Below are 14,731 nucleotides of genomic sequence, written 5' to 3'. Positions count from 1 at the left end.
TGGAGAGTCTTTTGCCAAGGAAAAAGCGCCGGTTGACGGCGCTTTTGTTTCCGTTATTTAGATAGAATCACACGCCCTGTTAGGAACCCGGCTATCAAACCGAAAATATGGGCAGTAATATTAATGTTCGCTTGGAAAAAGGTCATTACGACACCAATAACGGCAATTGTCAGGATGGTTTGTGAATTCTCTTTGGAGAGCAAATCCTTCCTAAACATCGTAATGGCAATGTAAAAACCAAACAGACCGAAGATGGCGCCACTTGAACCCACATGTGTATAGGTCAATGGCTCGAGCATAAGTGTCGCTATATTCGCAGCAATCCCGGTTAATAAATAGACAAATAGAAATTTACCCTTTCCTAGTATTCTTTCAAGGGCAGGTCCAAAAAGTACAAGTGAAAAGCTGTTAAATAACAAATGGGCCAAACCGGCATGAACAAAGATTGGAGTAACAATCCTCCATAATTCCCCTTCGACAATATACAGGTTGACCCCCGCTAAAAGGGAAAAAATTTCTCTGCTCGGTATGAACGGCAGTGACGTAGCAAGGAAGATAACTAGTTGAAACAAAAGAATAAAGGTAATTAGCGGATAAAAACGTATAAATTCACGTAAACTTTCTGTTCTGACAAACATTGGGCACCTCCTGAAAAGCTCTCATCTTTAAGAATAGCCTTTTAAGGCATAAAATAACTACTGTTTTTACTAATTTACTATGCTTGTATTTTATTTTTTAGAAGGAGGTTGTAACCATGATTACAGGCATTGGGCTTGATATTGTGGAAATTAGCCGAATTACCAGTTTGCTTGAAAACCAAGGACGCTTTCCTGATAGGGTCTTGACGATAAAGGAAAGAGCAATTTTTGAATCCTTACCTATAAAGAGAAAGGCTGAGTTCTTAGCAGGGCGTTTTGCTGCCAAGGAGGCTTTTTCTAAGGCCATCGGTACTGGAATTGGGAAGGATTTGTCTTTTCTTGATATTGAAATTATAGCAGATGAACGAGGAAAACCCTATGTATTAAAGCCGTTTGCGGAAGGGGTTCATCTTTCGATTACCCATAGCCGTGATTATGCGGCTGCACAAGTTGTCATTGAAAAAATATAGGTTCTCTAAAATAAGTATGTTGATTTTCACTCCAGGCACTCGCTTTCCGCGGGCGTGCCGGGGAGCCTCCTCGGCGCTAGAAGCGCCTGTGGGGTCTCCCCAGCCCCGTACTCCCGCAGGACTCTGATTTTACATCGTTGAATCCGCCCACGCACGAGAAAATGTGCAGTTCATTTTCGAGGAGTCGAGTGCCTTCCGTTCCAATCAACAATTTGTAAAATCAACTAATTTCTCCTAACAGAGTAAAAAATAAAACAAGCTTATCGAAAGCTTGGTCATAAACCCTAAGGTTGTCTCATATATTCATAGTGCAACAGGGGAGACAAGACCAGGCGGCGGGAACAATAGCTGTAGACTGTCTTTTCTTTCCCTTTACATGTTGAAATTAGACTAAAAAGGGGTTGAAGGAATGAAGAATAGGTTTTTGCTGCTTCTCGCCGGGGTGATGATTTTATTAGTTTTGGCTGCTTGTGGTGCTAAATCGCAGGAAACAGTTGTAAAGGACCTGGATGAGACACTATCAGAATTGAAGAGCTATAAGGCAAAAGCAGAAATGACCCTTCAAATGGGATCAGAGCCGCAGGTTTATGAGGTGGAAATTTGGCATAAAGAACCGTCATTTTACCGTGTAAACTTAAAGAATGCCGAAAAGGATCAGAGCCAGATGATTCTAAGGAATGAAGAAGGAGTGTTCGTTTTAACACCTGCATTGAATAAGAGCTTCCGTTTTCAAAGCAGTTGGCCGCAAAATAGCAGCCAGGCCTATTTATATGAATCCTTAGTGCAGGACATTCTTGAGGATAAAGAGGCAAAATACAACGAGACAGAAAAGCATTATGTGTTTGAGACAAAGACTCGTTATCAAAACAACCAAATGCTTCCTCTTCAGGAAATCAAGCTAAATAAAAAAGATCTAACCCCGGCTAGCGTTAAAGTAATGGATACGGATAGAAATGCTCTAGTTACCGTTGAATTTTCTGACGTGGAATTTGGAGCTAGCTTTGACGACGATGCGTTCGATATGAAAAAGAATATGACTGCCTCACAATTAGAGGTACCAGTTATGGCTGGTGGAGACGATAAGCAATTCACTGTTAAGTACCCAGTGGCTGAACTTCCTGGTGTTACCTTAGCGGATGAAAGAGTGATGAATACCAAAAATGGTAAGCGTATTGTCCTAACCTATGATGGGGAAAAGTCTTTCACGCTTGTTCAGGAGAAAGCAGGAGTGATGGAGGATGGTACCTATCCGGTCGCTATAGATGGAAATCCAGTTGACTTAGGTTTCACTGTAGGAGCACAGTCAGAGAATTCCGTTAGATGGACCTATCAAGGTGTGGAATACATGCTCGCTTCATCTGAACTGACACCAGAAGAAATGGTAATGGTTGCGAAATCGGTTCAAGGTGATGTAGTAAAATAATCATTTCAAAACAGGCTCAAATCAAGGGCCTGTTTTTTTAATGGCTATGAGTTTAGTTGTTTATTTTATAGGTTAATGTTCATTAAGTATCTTTTTCTAATCAAATTTGTTAGCTGCAGATAGCCCAAACACTTAGTATTCAGCTTAGAAAGCAACAGAGTTTGAGAAAAGAGCAAATAAAAAGCGATGGATTTGAGAATAATTAAGTTCTGATGGAGATAAATAAATGTAGCCGATAAAATTTTACGGAGTCCAATTTCTAACATCTTCCTCTACGGTTAGATTGAGAATTATCTATTTGACATTTCCTGTTTCCTGGTTCGATAATATACAGATAAGAGGAAGGAACGTATTAAAGGAAGTGTGTTTACGTGATTGAACATGGTTTATTTTATCGGGATACCTGGGTAGAAGTGGATCTTGACTGTATTACGGCTAATGTTGCAGCGGTTAGAAAAAGACTCCCTGCTGAAGTGACAATTATTGGGGTAGTAAAAGCTAACGCTTACGGTCATGGTGATTATCAAACGGCTATGGCTGCCCTTAATGCAGGAGCGTCGATGCTGGCAGTAGCTTTTATGGATGAGGCACTTTCTCTTAGAGTGAAAGGGATCAATGCACCAATACTTGTGCTCGGAGCAAGCAGGCCTGAGGATGTTACGATTGCTGCAAAGAATAATATTATTCTTACGGTGTTTCAGCGGGAATGGATTGAAAAAGCACAGAGCTTTCTCGCTGCAAACGCTAATCTATCCCTCCATATTAAAGTAGACACCGGGATGGGGCGGATAGGAGTAAGGAACATCGAAGAATTAAGAGAGATAGAAGAAGCAATCAACAAAGATTCACGGCTCGTATTTGCAGGTGTCTTTACACACTTCGCTACGGCGGATGAACTAGATAATCATTACTTTTTAGATCAGCTTGAGCGCTTTGATGAAATGGTTTCGAGTCTCAGCTCACGGCCCCCTTGTGTACATGGGAGCAATAGTGCAGCTGCGCTTCGTTATGGAAAGGCAAATTTTAATGCCATAAGACTGGGAATTGTAATGTACGGTCTCTCGCCATCTCAAGAAATAAAGGCAGACCTACCAATTAAGCTAGAAGAGGCGTTTTCTCTCCACTCAAAGCTTACGCAGGTTAAGCTTATAAAAAGAGGGGAGAAAATCAGTTACGGTGGTACTTATGAAGCCGAACAGGATGAATGGGTGGGTACTATTCCAATTGGATATGCCGATGGTTGGATTCGTAGATTGCAGGATCAAGAAGTATTGATTGATGGAATACGGTCACCGATTATCGGAAGAATTTGTATGGATCAAACGATCGTAAGGCTTCCTCATCAAGTTGAGGTGGGGACTGTCGTCACTCTTATTGGGAAGCAGGGAGATGCAGCGGTTCCAATTGATGAGATCGCCGACAAACTAGATACGATTAACTATGAAATTCCCTGTCTAATTTCTTCGAGGGTACCTAGGCTTTACAAAAAGGGAGGAGAAATCATCGATTTAAACAATGCACTACTACCTAAAAATAACTAATGAAGGTAATCTGTGCATAAAACTATATTTTTTTGGTGGATAATACAATAGAATTGCCAATGCATCTTTGCATCTGGCTTAATTAATGTTAATATTAAAAATGGTAAAGAAAAACGAAAAAAACGTGATACGGTATGTAGTGATGATGGTGGAGGTGTATGTTTGTGTCTGAATCCAGCGCAACAACTGAAATCCTGGTGAGGTTACCGCAAAATTTACTATTAGAATTGGATGGCTTTGCTAAACAGGAAAACGTGAACAGAAGTGAATTCATTTACCAAGCAACGAAAATGTATCTACGTGACCGAAAAAAGAGACAAATTCGTGAATCGATGAGACGTGGGTATATGGAAATGGCCAAGATCAACCTGACAATTGCATCTGAGGCCTTTCAGGCAGAATACGAGGCAGAACACACTGTCGAACGTTTAGTAAGCGGAGGCTAATCCGTTGATTGTCAAACGTGGTGACGTATATTTTGCGGACCTATCCCCAGTTGTTGGTTCAGAGCAAGGCGGCGTCCGCCCTGTACTTGTCATTCAAAACGACATCGGGAATCGGTTTAGTCCCACAGTAATAGTTGCAGCCATAACCGCTCAAATCCAAAAAGCGAAGCTGCCAACGCATGTTGAAATTGATGCGAAACGTTACGGCTTTGAACGTGATTCAGTCCTTTTATTAGAGCAGATTCGTACAATTGATAAACAACGATTAACCGATAAGATTACCCATCTCGATGATGAAATGATGGATAAAGTGGATGAAGCACTTCAGGTAAGTTTAGGCCTTATTGAATTTTAATAGACATTTAAAACGCTCTTACCGGGGGCGTTTTTTTATTTAGTAGTCCTTTGATTGGTTCAAGGAGCACGAAATGGTGTGAGGAAGCAAAATTTGTGCGTCATGAATGGTTCGTGGAGCACGAAATAGGTGTGGAAAAGAATACCTGCAGTGTAGGGCAGATATAACTACGAATTGTTCTGGCATGTGGTTGGTTTTCATTTTGGGAGAAACGAAAATAGCAACAATTAAGATTGGTTATGAACCTCTATTCCCTAGTAATTTATATTTGACGTTATATGTATATACCTTTACATTGGTATATATCAAGTATAATTTCGAATACTTTTTCAATTTAGGGGTTTAGATTTTTGCTAATAAGGGTAAAGAAAAAACTTGTAAGCTTGGATGGGGGGAAGAGACATGAATAAGCTAATTTTTAAGTTTATCGAGACTCATAAATTAGATATTCTCGATGAATGGATTCGGACAACAAAGGAAGCGGCGGATGATCGTGTTTTACGCGTTGTATCTGACCAGGTTTTTAATAGCACGAGCCGTGAATTTGTAGATTTAGTTATTTCAAATTTAAATGGTTCAAAAGATGATTATAACTCACGCTTGAATGAATTCTCCGAGAAGGTTGTTCGCTTAGGATGGCCATTGACATTTGTCTCAAGGGGATTGCATACATTTGGAGTAATTGTTCTTGATAGAATGGAACAAAGTGGTGTGATTACTGAAGAGAATCAAAGAAATCTGTTTCGGGAGTTTTCCGAATGGATGCAGCCTATGAATAATGAAATTATTGATATTTATTCTGCAACATGGGAAAAGACCGTTTCTCTTCAAAAAATTGCCCTTCAGGAGCTATCGGCTCCACTAATTCCAGTTTTCGAACGAATCACTGTAATGCCTTTAGTTGGAACGATTGACACAGAACGAGCAAAACAAATTATGGAGAATCTACTAAAGGGAGCGGTTAAGCACCGTTCTGAGGTTGTGTTAATTGATATAACAGGTGTTCCTGTTGTTGATACAATGGTAGCCCATCATATTATTCAAGCTGCAGATGCGGTCAGACTGATTGGGGCAAAATGTATGCTTTGTGGAATTCGACCGGAAATCGCACAGACGATTGTTAGTCTAGGAATTGACTTAAACCAGTTCACAACCAAAAACTCTCTACAAAAGGGTATAGAGGCAGCACTTGAATTGACCAATCGTAAAATAGTCAATGTGGAGGTTGCGAAGTGAGAATACCAATATTAAAGCTATACAACTGTCTGTTGGTATCGATTCAATGGGAATTAGATGATCAAACAGCTCTTCAATTTCAAGAAGATCTCCTCCAAAAAATACACGAAACTGGTGCAAATGGGGTTGTAATTGACCTAACTTCTATCGATTTCATTGATTCCTTTATTGCAAAGGTATTAGGTGATGTTATTGATATGTCCAACCTAATGGGAGCAAAGGTCGTCATTACAGGAATCCAGCCAGCTGTTGCTATTACTCTAATCGAGCTAGGTATAGGCTTAACAAATGTCCTAACGGCTATTGATTTAGAAAAAGGTTTGGAGAAATTACAACAGGAATTGGGGGAATAATGTATGACTATCCAATCCTGTGTAACGATCATTAACGAATGGGACATAGTTGCTGCTAGGCAACTTGGGCGCAATGTAGCCAAAGAGCTTGGGTTCGGTACGGTAGACCAAGCGAGAATAACCACGGCGATTAGTGAACTGGCAAGAAATATATATTTATACGCAGGGAAGGGACAAATTTGCATTGATAAATTATATGAGAATGGGAAACCAGGTGTGAAAATCAGTGCGATTGATAGTGGTCCTGGCATTAGTGATATTCGCCAAGTGATGGAAGATGGATTTTCAACTTCTGGTGGGCTAGGTGCTGGGCTTCCTGGGGTCAAACGATTGATGGATCAATTTGCAATTGAGTCTATCCCTGGGGATGGGACACAGATCATAGCAACGAAGTGGCTTCGTTAGGAGGAGAATTCATGGATTTCCGAGAAGTAATGGAACCAAAGTATCGGGAACTTCTTGAGAATTATATAAAAGAACAATCAGAACAGGCCCTCTATGCAGGTCAAAAGTTTAGTCGAAAGACGATTGAGCACAAAATCTCCCCTGAGGAAATTGTCAGCCTCCACAAAAGCTTACTAATGCAGATGCACCCTGACCTTCCTGATGATGTGTTGAACTCATTTGATATTCTCCTAGAAGTAATGATTGGTTATGGTTTGGCTTATAGGGAGCACCAGAGTTTGAGGCACAAACAAAAGGAACTGAGGTCTGAGATTGAGATTGCTGCTAACGTTCAGCAGACTCTTTTGGGTACAAAAATACCTGAAGTGGACGGGATCGATATTGGGGCCATTAGTGTTCCAGCTAAGCATATGAACGGGGACTACTTTCACTTTGTTCAGGATGAGAATAACTGTATAAGTGTAGCGATTGCAGATGTTATTGGAAAGGGTATTCCGGCAGCACTTTGTATGTCCATGATCAAATATGCGATGGACAGCTTACCGGAAAACAGGATGGGGCCAGGGAGCATCCTTGAAAGCTTAAACAGAACGGTCGAGCAAAATGTGGACCCTAGCATGTTTATTACAATGTTCTATGGCATGTTCAATCCGGAAACCAATATCCTTTCATTCGCATCCGCAGGACATGAACCGGGCTTTTACTATAATTCATCCCAAAACAAATTTACTGACCTAGATGCAAAAGGACTGCTTCTAGGAGTAGAAAAGAAGACGAAATACAATGACTATAAAAAAGTAATTTTACCAGGGGATATGATTATTCTTCTGTCTGATGGAGTAACCGAATGTAGGACAGAGGAAGGATTCATTGATCGAGAAACGTTAGTTGGTTACATCAATAGATATATCCACATGAGTGCTCAGGATATTGTAAATAACGTTTTTAAGGACCTTGAAAAGCTTCAGCATTTTCAATTGAGGGATGATTTCACCTTGATTATTTTAAAAAGAGATGTTTAGCGCTTTATGTAGGCGGGTAAATAAGATTAGCAACGAATGTAAAAAGGTGGGTCTAAAATGAATTTATCAATAGATGTAAACGAGACCGATATTTTACTAGAAATAACTGTTAATGGTGAAATTGATGCATACACAGCGCCTAAGCTGCGCGATACGATATTTCCATTGTCAGAAAAAAACGGTGTAAACATGGTTATTAACTTATCAGGCGTTTCTTACATGGATAGTACGGGGCTTGGTGTTTTTGTAGGAGTGTTCAAAAATGTGAAGGCAAATGGAGGTCAGTTTAAAATCAACGGATTGTCTGGTCGTTTGGAAAGGCTATTTGAGATAACAGGACTGGCTGATATTATTGATGTAAATAGTCAGATAGAGGGTGAAGTGAAATGAATAAGCCGTATGACTATATTGAAATGAAAATTCCGGCAAAGCCGGAGTTTGTCGGTGTCATTAGGCTTACTCTATCTGGAATTGCAAGTCGAATGGGCTTTTCATACGATGAGATTGAAGATTTGAAAATAGCCACTAGTGAGGCTTGTACAAATGCAGTACAGCATGCCTATCAAAAGAATGAAAAAGGAGAAGTTGTCGTCGGCTTCGGTCTTTATAAAGAAAGGCTTGAGGTAGTGGTTGCCGATAATGGCCAAAGCTTTGATTTCCATTCAGCCCGTCAAGGAATTGGTCCGTATGACCAGAATGATTCAATTGAATTCCTTCGAGAAGGAGGCTTGGGGCTGTATCTAATTGAAACGCTGATGGATGAGGTTAGAATTCATCATAAGGAAGGCGTCACGGTCTTCATGACCAAGTACCGAGAAGGAGAGCGGGTGGAGATCGATGCAAAAACAATCTCAACCTAATCAAAATCCTAAGATAAATGTGAACGAACTAATAAAGGCCTTCCAGAAGAATGAAGATGAGGCAGCTCAAAATGAATTAGTTCTCCACTATCGAGCTTTGGTAGAAACCATTGCTAAGAAATATTCAAAGGGACGGTCTTTTCATGAAGATATTTTTCAGGTAGGAATGATTGGCCTTCTTGGGGCTATACGCAGATATGATGACTCCTTCGGGAAAAGCTTTGAGGCCTTTGCGGTTCCAACAGTCGTTGGTGAAATTAAACGCTTTTTAAGAGATAAGACTTGGGATGTGCATGTTCCGCGAAGAATAAAAGAGCTTGGCCCCAAAATAAAGGTAACGGTGGAACAGCTAACTACTGAATTGCATCGTTCTCCACGAGTGGATGAAATTGCCACGGAACTTGAGGTTTCGGAAGAAGAAGTCCTTGAAGCCATGGAGATGGGAAAGAGCTATCAGGCTCTATCAGTTGATCATTCCATAGAAGCTGATTCTGATGGTGGTACCGTCACATTGCTGGATATTGTCGGGAATATCGATGTAGGCTACGAGAAAATCAATCAAAGGCTTGTGCTTGAAAAGGTTCTTCATGTCTTATCTGACCGGGAAAGGCAAGTTATTCACTATACTTATCTTGAGAACTTAAGTCAAAAAGAAGCTGGTGATAAGCTTGGAATTTCTCAAATGCATGTTTCTAGGATACAACGCCGAGCGATTAAGAAACTTCAAGAGGCAATCAACGCCGAGAATAATAACTCGGAGTGTATTACATGATAGAAAATCTTGGAGATAAGCTTGAGTTGTTCGTGCACCAGACAACAAAGGCTGGTAATACAGAATGCGGAGATAGTTATTTTTATAAAGCCACGGAAGAATATTTTATATGTGTAATCGCGGATGGTTTAGGTAGTGGCAAATACGCCAATGAAGCTTCTACTGCCGTTATAGCGGTAGTTGAACAGTATCACCATGAAGAGTTGGATCAGCTTATGGACCGTTGCAATAAGGTTTTATTACAAAAAAGAGGTGCAGCTGTTTCTGTTCTTAAATTTTATTTTGAAAAAAATGAGTTTGTTTACAGTGGTGTAGGAAACATTCGGTTTTTCCTTTATTCGCCGGAAGGGAAACTTACTTATCCTCTTCCCGTTACTGGGTATCTATCAGGAAGACCACAATCATTCCACACACAACGATTTACCTACGAACCGGAATCGAAATTCCTCATCTATTCGGATGGCTATAATATATCGGGCGCTAAATCACTGTTGAAGGGCTACCGATCCACTGAAGCGATAGCTGATGAAATAAAACGAAATAATATAGATGGTATAGATGATGCAACATTTATTCTAGGAAGCTTGCTCTAATTAAGGCGGCTTCTTTTTTGTGTCTAGGAGCTGGTGAAGGATTAGGTGAAGCCAGTGTAATCGTTTGGTTAAGGCCTTTCTAATTTAGACATTATTCGATATTTTGAATTGCTTTTAGAATAAGGGGCTGAATTTTGGTAGAATAAACTAATGAATAGATTTAATTTATAAGGAGTAATAAACCTTACACGATTAATTTAATGATGGAGGATGGTCACTTTTGAATGAAACAATAGATAAACTAGAGAAATATACGAAAATGATTGCTAGTGAGCAGTCTTTAAATGTAAAACAAGTCCAAAATGTTATTTCAATGATTAATGAAGGCAATACAGTGCCATTCATTGCTCGTTATCGGAAAGAGCAAACAGGAGCACTAGATGAGGTGCAAATCCGAGATGTTATAGAAAGATGGCAATACATACAAAACCTTGAACAAAGGAAGGAAGAGGTCATCCGTCTAATCGGTGAGCAAGGTAAGCTAACGGATGTTTTAAGAGGGAGCATCGAAAAGGCAGACAAGCTTCAAGAGGTAGAAGATTTGTATCGTCCATATAAACAGAAGCGGAGAACGAAGGCGACTGTTGCGAAAGAAAAAGGACTGGAGCCTCTGGCACAGTGGATGTTGTCTTTTCCTGTTAAGGCTAGTCTTGAAGAGGAGGCTCAGCAATATCTATCTGAAGAAAAAGCTGTTACGAGTGTGGAGGAAGCTATCTCCGGTGCTCAAGATATAATCGCAGAGATGATCTCTGATGATGCTGGTAGCCGTAAATGGATACGGACTGAAACTCTAAAGAGAGGGTTGGTTGAATCAGCGGTTAAGGACAAAGAAAAGGATGAGAAGAATGTCTATGAGATGTATTACGAATATGCTGAGCCGATCAGTAAAATTGTCCCACACCGAATTCTAGCGTTAAATCGTGGGGAGAAAGAGGAAATTCTCCGTGTTGCGATTCGGATGGAAGCAGATGCAGTGATGAACTACCTCAATAGGAAGTGGGTTAAAAATCCACAATCAATCACAGCTAAAAATGTAGGCGAGGCAATCGCAGATGCGTATAAAAGATTAATCCAGCCTTCCATTGAACGGGAGATAAGAAATGAGCTAACAGAAAGAGCCGAAGAACAGGCGATACATATTTTTTCAGAAAATCTGCGTAAGCTCTTATTGCAACCCCCTCTTAAAGGAAAAATGGTTCTTGGAGTGGATCCCGCTTATCGAACAGGATGTAAGTTAGCGGTTGTTGATGAAACTGGAAAGGTAATGAAGATTGATGTGATTTATCCTCATCTATCAGCCGCAAAAGCACAAGAAGCAAGGAAAAAATTTATTGATATCTTAAAAGGGTTTAATATTGAGATGGTTGCGATAGGAAACGGAACGGCTTCAAGGGAAACAGAACAATTTGTTTCGGATATCCTTAAGGAGATGGATGAAGAAATCTTCTATTTAATCGTCAACGAAGCAGGAGCGAGTGTTTACTCGGCCTCAGATTTAGCTCGGGAAGAATTCCCTGACTTTCAAGTCGAGGAAAGAAGTGCGGTATCTATCGCGAGAAGGCTACAGGACCCGCTAGCAGAATTAGTTAAAATCGATCCGAAATCGGTTGGTGTTGGACAATATCAGCACGATGTCAGCCAAAAGAAGCTTTCTGAGTCATTGACCTTTGTGGTTGAAACTGCAGTTAACCAGGTTGGTGTGAACGTCAACACAGCTTCCTCATCTCTGCTTCAATACGTCGCTGGTTTATCTAAAACAGTGGCTAATAACGTCGTAAAAAAGCGGGAAGAAGAAGGGAAGTTTACTAGTAGGGCGCAATTAAAGAAGATTCCTCGTCTTGGAGCAAAAACATATGAACAAGCAATCGGCTTCCTTCGTGTAATTGATGGGAAAGAACCGCTTGATCGTACCGGAATTCATCCAGAGAGCTATGGGGAGGTAAAGCAACTTTTAGGTAGTCTTGGGTTTAAAACGACTGACCTTGGTTCTCAGGATTTAAAGGAACAGCTCTCGAAGCTTGATATAAAGAAAATCGCCCTCGAGCTGGAAATCGGTGAGCTTACACTAAAAGACATCATTGATGCGCTTGTAAGACCTGAAAGAGACCCTCGGGACGAACTTCCTACACCTCTTCTGAAGAAGGATGTTCTTAAGCTAGAAGATTTAAAATCAGGCATGGAACTGCAAGGAACAGTCCGAAATGTTGTTGATTTTGGTGCGTTTGTTGATATCGGGGTAAAACAGGACGGGCTTGTTCATATTTCAAAGCTAAGTCGGAAATTTGTAAAGCACCCATTGGACATCGTGTCTGTTGGCGATGTTGTTACCGTTTGGGTGGACGATATTGACATGAAAAAAGGAAGAGTAGCACTGACAATGCTCCCACCAGGAGAATGATGCAAAAGTCTGCCCGAAAAGGATCGGGCAGACTTTTGTTTTTCACAAATCCCCTTGTTTTTTCCTATAGAAATACCAGCATTGGTTTAACAGTTTTATTTGATAGCGATCTTTCTGATAAAAAGCCCTCATCATTTGATTTTGAAACCAAACAGGCATAAACATACCTCCAGATTGGTTAATGGTATCGTTAATATATGCTATAATAGGTTGTCATGTTCACAATTGGAAGGTGATTTTATGAATAATGAAGAGCTGCAAGCGCTAGTTGTCAAAATATCTCTCGAAGACTTTGGGAAGCCCTTCCGACATCAAGCATCTTTTAACCAGAGATTACGCACAACTGGGGGGCGGTATCTACTCCATACCCATAATATTGAAATCAATAAGAAATACCTCGAGCAACTAGGGGAACAAGAATTAAAGGGGATTATTAGGCATGAGCTCTGCCATTATCATTTGCATCTTGAAGGGAAAGGGTATCAGCATCGAGACCGGGATTTCCGTGAGCTAATGTCTAAAGTCAAAGCGCCTAGGTTTTGTTCAATGCTTCCAGAGCAGAAGCAACGTAGACAAATAAAAAGAATATTAGTTTATCATTGTACAAATTGTCATTTAGTCTACCATCGAAAGAAAGCCATTAATACATCGAGATATGTATGTGGAAAATGCAGAGGGAAATTAAAATTGGTAAAAGAGTTGACAAACAGTTAATAGGATGGCAAAATGATAACTCTGACTTAAGCGATATGAAATTATTTTTCTAAAAAACACTGTTGACTTTTTGAAATCAGGTCACTATAATATAAAGAGTCGACAACAGAGGTTGTCTGATTGAAAAATTATTCCGCAGTAGCTCAGTTGGTAGAGCATTCGGCTGTTAACCGAACGGTCGTAGGTTCGAGTCCTACCTGCGGAGCCATTTATGGGGAAGTACTCAAGCGGCTGAAGAGGCGCCCCTGCTAAGGGTGTAGGTCGGGCAACCGGCGCGAGGGTTCAAATCCCTCCTTCTCCGCCATAATGTTTAGGCCCCTTGGTCAAGCGGTTAAGACACCGCCCTTTCACGGCGGTAACACGGGTTCGAATCCCGTAGGGGTCACCAATAATAGCGTAAGTTATTATGGAGTGAGTTTAAAAAATGGTCCGGTAGTTCAGTTGGTTAGAATGCCTGCCTGTCACGCAGGAGGTCGCGGGTTCGAGTCCCGTCCGGACCGCCATTTTTTAAAAAATATTTTGGGCTATAGCCAAGCGGTAAGGCAACGGACTTTGACTCCGTCATTCGTAGGTTCGATCCCTGCTAGCCCAGCCATTTTTTTTAGAGCCATTAGCTCAGTTGGTAGAGCAAGTTTCTCACTCCTTTGGATAACTTCTTTGGAAACTTGCGAGAAAGACCGTAAGGTGTTTCGAGCAGCGTAGATGCGCTACCGGTGGTGCGATTAAAGGAGCGCTATGTAAGATAAATATTTAGAGCCATTAGCTCAGTTGGTAGAGCATCTGACTTTTAATCAGAGGGTCGAAGGTTCGAATCCTTCATGGCTCACCAAAGTTTTTTCACGGTAGTGAAAATAACTTTCTATATATTTCGCGCTAGCGAAAACAATTATCCATTTGCGGGTGTGGCGGAATTGGCAGACGCACTAGACTTAGGATCTAGCGCCGCAAGGCGTGGGGGTTCGACTCCCTTCACCCGCACCATTATATGTCTGTTGTTTAGTGGAAGTTGTTATTACTTGATTTTCACTTAAAATTAAGCGGTCGTGGCGGAATGGCAGACGCGCTAGGTTGAGGGCCTAGTGGGGGCAACCCCGTGGAGGTTCAAGTCCTCTCGGCCGCACCAAAAAGAGTGTTGACAACAAAAATCGATTGTGTTACTATATAAAAGTTGCTTCTCAAATAAAGCGCCCGTAGCTCAATTGGATAGAGCGTCTGACTACGGATCAGAAGGTTATGGGTTCGACTCCTTTCGGGCGCGCCATTTATATTCTGATTAACATCATCAACAACGGGAAGTAGCTCAGCTTGGTAGAGCACTTGGTTTGGGACCAAGGGGTCGCAGGTTCGAATCCTGTCTTCCCGACCATCTCATTATAATATAATACGCGGGTGTAGTTTAGTGGTAAAACCTCAGCCTTCCAAGCTGATGATGAGGGTTCGATTCCCTTCACCCGCTCCAAAATTGTTCTTTGAAAACTAAACAAACAAGCGTCAACAAACAATAT

17 protein-coding genes and 11 tRNA genes are annotated in these 14,731 nt (G+C 41.0%); 26 read left to right on the top strand and 2 right to left on the bottom strand.

Features of this window, described 5'->3' with window-relative positions; genetic code table 11:
* Positions 1 to 53: 53 nt before the first annotated feature.
* Positions 54 to 638 carry a rhomboid family intramembrane serine protease gene (locus BMX30_RS21905; RefSeq protein ID WP_090750344.1) on the bottom strand — a complete coding sequence of 195 codons (585 nt, stop codon included), beginning with the start codon at positions 636 to 638 and terminating at the stop codon, positions 54 to 56.
* A gap of 116 nt (positions 639 to 754) precedes the next feature.
* Between BMX30_RS21905 and acpS the strand changes: the two genes are divergently transcribed.
* The 14 genes from acpS to BMX30_RS21835 all read left to right on the top strand — a co-directional run bounded on the left by acpS (position 755) and on the right by BMX30_RS21835 (position 12,512).
* On the top strand, positions 755 to 1,108 hold the full coding sequence (acpS, locus tag BMX30_RS21900; RefSeq protein ID WP_090750342.1) for a holo-ACP synthase: 354 nt from the start codon (positions 755 to 757) through the stop codon (positions 1,106 to 1,108).
* Between the two features lie 409 nt (positions 1,109 to 1,517).
* Positions 1,518 to 2,531: a LolA family protein gene (locus BMX30_RS21895; RefSeq protein ID WP_090750340.1), complete on the top strand. Its 1,014-nt coding sequence runs from the start codon at positions 1,518 to 1,520 to the stop codon at positions 2,529 to 2,531.
* 371 nt (positions 2,532 to 2,902) lie between these two features.
* On the top strand, positions 2,903 to 4,072 hold the full coding sequence (alr, locus tag BMX30_RS21890; protein ID WP_090750338.1) for an alanine racemase: 1,170 nt from the start codon (positions 2,903 to 2,905) through the stop codon (positions 4,070 to 4,072).
* Positions 4,073 to 4,236: 164 nt separating this feature from the next.
* Entirely contained in the window at positions 4,237 to 4,518 is a 282-nt protein-coding gene (locus tag BMX30_RS21885; RefSeq protein ID WP_090750376.1) for a CopG family ribbon-helix-helix protein, read from the top strand.
* Between the two features lie 4 nt (positions 4,519 to 4,522).
* Positions 4,523 to 4,873 (top strand): type II toxin-antitoxin system endoribonuclease NdoA, encoded by a 351-nt coding sequence (ndoA, locus tag BMX30_RS21880; RefSeq protein WP_090750336.1) that lies wholly within the window; start codon positions 4,523 to 4,525, stop codon positions 4,871 to 4,873.
* A 402-nt stretch (positions 4,874 to 5,275) separates the two neighbouring features.
* Complete coding sequence (locus tag BMX30_RS21875) at positions 5,276 to 6,109, top strand: RsbT co-antagonist protein RsbRA (protein WP_090750334.1); 834 nt, start codon at positions 5,276 to 5,278, stop codon at positions 6,107 to 6,109.
* Positions 6,106 to 6,462: an STAS domain-containing protein gene (locus tag BMX30_RS21870; protein WP_090750332.1), complete on the top strand. Its 357-nt coding sequence runs from the start codon at positions 6,106 to 6,108 to the stop codon at positions 6,460 to 6,462. Before BMX30_RS21875 ends, BMX30_RS21870 begins: the two co-directional genes overlap by 4 nt.
* 3 nt (positions 6,463 to 6,465) lie before the next feature.
* Positions 6,466 to 6,867 (top strand): anti-sigma regulatory factor, encoded by a 402-nt coding sequence (locus BMX30_RS21865; RefSeq protein WP_090750331.1) that lies wholly within the window; start codon positions 6,466 to 6,468, stop codon positions 6,865 to 6,867.
* Between the two features lie 11 nt (positions 6,868 to 6,878).
* Positions 6,879 to 7,889 carry a PP2C family protein-serine/threonine phosphatase gene (locus BMX30_RS21860; protein WP_090750329.1) on the top strand — a complete coding sequence of 337 codons (1,011 nt, stop codon included), beginning with the start codon at positions 6,879 to 6,881 and terminating at the stop codon, positions 7,887 to 7,889.
* A 57-nt stretch (positions 7,890 to 7,946) separates the two neighbouring features.
* Positions 7,947 to 8,279, top strand: a complete 333-nt coding sequence (locus BMX30_RS21855) for an anti-sigma factor antagonist (RefSeq protein ID WP_090750327.1) — start codon at positions 7,947 to 7,949, stop codon at positions 8,277 to 8,279.
* Positions 8,276 to 8,749 carry an anti-sigma B factor RsbW gene (gene rsbW / locus BMX30_RS21850; RefSeq protein WP_090750325.1) on the top strand — a complete coding sequence of 158 codons (474 nt, stop codon included), beginning with the start codon at positions 8,276 to 8,278 and terminating at the stop codon, positions 8,747 to 8,749. Before BMX30_RS21855 ends, rsbW begins: the two co-directional genes overlap by 4 nt.
* Positions 8,727 to 9,521 carry an RNA polymerase sigma factor SigB gene (gene sigB, locus BMX30_RS21845; RefSeq protein ID WP_090750322.1) on the top strand — a complete coding sequence of 265 codons (795 nt, stop codon included), beginning with the start codon at positions 8,727 to 8,729 and terminating at the stop codon, positions 9,519 to 9,521. Before rsbW ends, sigB begins: the two co-directional genes overlap by 23 nt.
* A complete protein-coding gene (locus tag BMX30_RS21840; RefSeq protein WP_090750320.1) occupies positions 9,518 to 10,114 on the top strand; it encodes a PP2C family serine/threonine-protein phosphatase in 597 nt (198 codons plus the stop codon). Before sigB ends, BMX30_RS21840 begins: the two co-directional genes overlap by 4 nt.
* Before the next feature lie 259 nt (positions 10,115 to 10,373).
* Positions 10,374 to 12,512, top strand: a complete 2,139-nt coding sequence (locus BMX30_RS21835; protein WP_211482092.1) for a Tex family protein — start codon at positions 10,374 to 10,376, stop codon at positions 12,510 to 12,512.
* 42 nt (positions 12,513 to 12,554) lie between these two features.
* Here the strand turns inward: BMX30_RS21835 and cmpA are convergent, their stop codons facing one another.
* Entirely contained in the window at positions 12,555 to 12,671 is a 117-nt protein-coding gene (cmpA, locus tag BMX30_RS21830) for a cortex morphogenetic protein CmpA (protein WP_090750316.1), read from the bottom strand.
* An 81-nt stretch (positions 12,672 to 12,752) separates the two neighbouring features.
* Here cmpA and BMX30_RS21825 point away from each other — a divergent pair, with 81 nt between their 5' ends.
* The 12 genes from BMX30_RS21825 (at position 12,753) to BMX30_RS21770 (ending at position 14,685) form a co-directional block, all read left to right on the top strand.
* Complete coding sequence (locus tag BMX30_RS21825; RefSeq protein ID WP_090750314.1) at positions 12,753 to 13,226, top strand: SprT family protein; 474 nt, start codon at positions 12,753 to 12,755, stop codon at positions 13,224 to 13,226.
* 132 nt (positions 13,227 to 13,358) lie between these two features.
* Positions 13,359 to 13,434: transfer RNA gene (locus BMX30_RS21820), tRNA-Asn, on the top strand.
* Positions 13,435 to 13,439: 5 nt separating this feature from the next.
* Positions 13,440 to 13,530 (top strand) — tRNA-Ser (locus BMX30_RS21815).
* A gap of 9 nt (positions 13,531 to 13,539) precedes the next feature.
* Positions 13,540 to 13,614: transfer RNA gene (locus tag BMX30_RS21810), tRNA-Glu, on the top strand.
* Between the two features lie 38 nt (positions 13,615 to 13,652).
* Positions 13,653 to 13,729, top strand: a tRNA-Asp gene (locus BMX30_RS21805).
* A gap of 17 nt (positions 13,730 to 13,746) precedes the next feature.
* A tRNA-Gln gene (locus BMX30_RS21800) sits at positions 13,747 to 13,821 on the top strand.
* A 158-nt stretch (positions 13,822 to 13,979) separates the two neighbouring features.
* Positions 13,980 to 14,055, top strand: a tRNA-Lys gene (locus tag BMX30_RS21795).
* A gap of 67 nt (positions 14,056 to 14,122) precedes the next feature.
* Positions 14,123 to 14,207: transfer RNA gene (locus tag BMX30_RS21790), tRNA-Leu, on the top strand.
* Positions 14,208 to 14,263: 56 nt separating this feature from the next.
* Positions 14,264 to 14,349 (top strand) — tRNA-Leu (locus tag BMX30_RS21785).
* Between the two features lie 61 nt (positions 14,350 to 14,410).
* Positions 14,411 to 14,487: transfer RNA gene (locus BMX30_RS21780), tRNA-Arg, on the top strand.
* 28 nt (positions 14,488 to 14,515) lie between these two features.
* Positions 14,516 to 14,592 (top strand) — tRNA-Pro (locus tag BMX30_RS21775).
* Between the two features lie 19 nt (positions 14,593 to 14,611).
* Positions 14,612 to 14,685: transfer RNA gene (locus BMX30_RS21770), tRNA-Gly, on the top strand.
* Positions 14,686 to 14,731: the final 46 nt, after the last annotated feature.

The sequence above is a fragment of the Mesobacillus persicus genome (assembly GCF_900109925.1).
GTDB classification, from domain to species: domain Bacteria; phylum Bacillota; class Bacilli; order Bacillales; family Cytobacillaceae; genus Mesobacillus_B; species Mesobacillus_B persicus.
This window is presented reverse-complemented; position numbering and strand designations above follow the sequence as displayed.

Coding starts and splice junctions, on each gene's coding strand:
- BMX30_RS21860 (WP_090750329.1), top strand. CDS start 6,879: ATGGATTTCCGAGAAGTAATGGAACCAAAGTATCGGGAACTTCTTGAG.
- BMX30_RS21905 (WP_090750344.1), bottom strand. CDS start 638: ATGTTTGTCAGAACAGAAAGTTTACGTGAATTTATACGTTTTTATCCG.
- BMX30_RS21855 (WP_090750327.1), top strand. CDS start 7,947: ATGAATTTATCAATAGATGTAAACGAGACCGATATTTTACTAGAAATA.
- BMX30_RS21895 (WP_090750340.1), top strand. CDS start 1,518: ATGAAGAATAGGTTTTTGCTGCTTCTCGCCGGGGTGATGATTTTATTA.
- BMX30_RS21840 (WP_090750320.1), top strand. CDS start 9,518: ATGATAGAAAATCTTGGAGATAAGCTTGAGTTGTTCGTGCACCAGACA.
- sigB (WP_090750322.1), top strand. CDS start 8,727: ATGCAAAAACAATCTCAACCTAATCAAAATCCTAAGATAAATGTGAAC.
- BMX30_RS21865 (WP_090750331.1), top strand. CDS start 6,466: ATGACTATCCAATCCTGTGTAACGATCATTAACGAATGGGACATAGTT.
- rsbW (WP_090750325.1), top strand. CDS start 8,276: ATGAATAAGCCGTATGACTATATTGAAATGAAAATTCCGGCAAAGCCG.
- BMX30_RS21825 (WP_090750314.1), top strand. CDS start 12,753: ATGAATAATGAAGAGCTGCAAGCGCTAGTTGTCAAAATATCTCTCGAA.
- BMX30_RS21875 (WP_090750334.1), top strand. CDS start 5,276: ATGAATAAGCTAATTTTTAAGTTTATCGAGACTCATAAATTAGATATT.
- cmpA (WP_090750316.1), bottom strand. CDS start 12,671: ATGCCTGTTTGGTTTCAAAATCAAATGATGAGGGCTTTTTATCAGAAA.
- BMX30_RS21835 (WP_211482092.1), top strand. CDS start 10,374: ATGATTGCTAGTGAGCAGTCTTTAAATGTAAAACAAGTCCAAAATGTT.
- acpS (WP_090750342.1), top strand. CDS start 755: ATGATTACAGGCATTGGGCTTGATATTGTGGAAATTAGCCGAATTACC.